Consider the following 1,124-nt stretch of genomic DNA (forward strand, 5'->3'; position numbering starts at 1 on the left):
GGCCGGCGGGTGGTGGCGGTGGCGGCGGCTCGGGCCGGGGGTTCCAGGGGCTCTGAGCTGGATGTTCGCCATTCTCCGAAAGTGGTTGTAGAGTACAACGTATCGAGTGAGTTGTATAAGCCAACCATTGGAGTTCTGGTGTCCTCCGGTACCGCTCCCAGCCCCCTGCGCCATGTGCTCAGCCACCTCCTCACCCCGCTTCTGATGTGCATCGGGATGGGCCTCGCGTATCTGGGCGCCTTCCACAACCCGCAGCCGCACGACCTGCGGGTCGACGTCGTCGGCTCGGGCCCCAGCGCGCAGGTGCTCGCACAGACCCTTCAGGACAAGGGCGCGGGCGCCCTCGATGTCCGAACCGTGCCCGACCGCGCGACCGCCGTCCACAGCCTTGAGCAGCAGCACGTGTACGGCGCCTACATCCCCGGTGCCAAGCCCGAACTGCTCGTAGCCTCCGCCTCCTCCGACACCAGTGCCACGGCCGTCGAGAAGGTCTTCACCAAGGTCGCGGCGGCGCAGGACTCGCCCCTCAAGGTGACCGACGTGACCGACCTCGCCGAGGGCGACCCGACCGGCCAGGGCATCTTCTTCCTGCTGGTCGCGCTGAGCATCGGCTCCTACGCGTCCGTCGCCGTGATCGGCGGAGCCGGCGCGGTGCTCGCCCTGCGGATCAGGGCGCTGCTCGCGCTCGGGATGTCGCTGCTGGTCAGCGCTGTCGGTGCGATCTTCGCGGGCCCGCTGTTCCACCTTGTCGCCACCGGCCTCGGCGGTGTGTGGGGCATGGCGTGGCTGTACTCGGCCGGGATCCTGCTGATCGGCGTCGGGCTGCACACCTTCCTGAAGAGGTGGACGACCCTCGGCGTGATGGTCCTGTTCGTGATGCTCAACTTCACCAGCTCCGGCGGCATCTTCCGGCCCGAGCTCCAGCCCGGCTTCTTCGGCGCCCTGCACGCCTTCTGGAACGGCGCCGGGTTCGTCGAGGGCGCCCGCAGCCACGTGTACTTCGCGGGCTACGGCCTCGGCGGCCATGTGCTGGTCCTGGCGTTCTGGTTGCTGGCGGGAGTCGCGCTGATGGGCATCGCGGGGCTGGCCGAGCGGAAGCGGGGGGCTGTGTCGGCGTCGGGGGC

1 protein-coding gene is annotated in these 1,124 nt (G+C 69.4%); it reads left to right on the top strand.

From position 1 onward, the window contains the following. Positions 1-204: 204 nt before the first annotated feature. A partial coding sequence (locus tag ACJA3G_RS37390) for a hypothetical protein (RefSeq protein WP_406557458.1) occupies positions 205-1,124 on the top strand: 920 nt, incomplete at its 3' end.

The sequence above is a fragment of the Streptomyces sp. YS-3 genome, from assembly GCF_045257485.1.
In the GTDB taxonomy this organism is placed as follows: Bacteria; Actinomycetota; Actinomycetes; order Streptomycetales; family Streptomycetaceae; genus Streptomyces.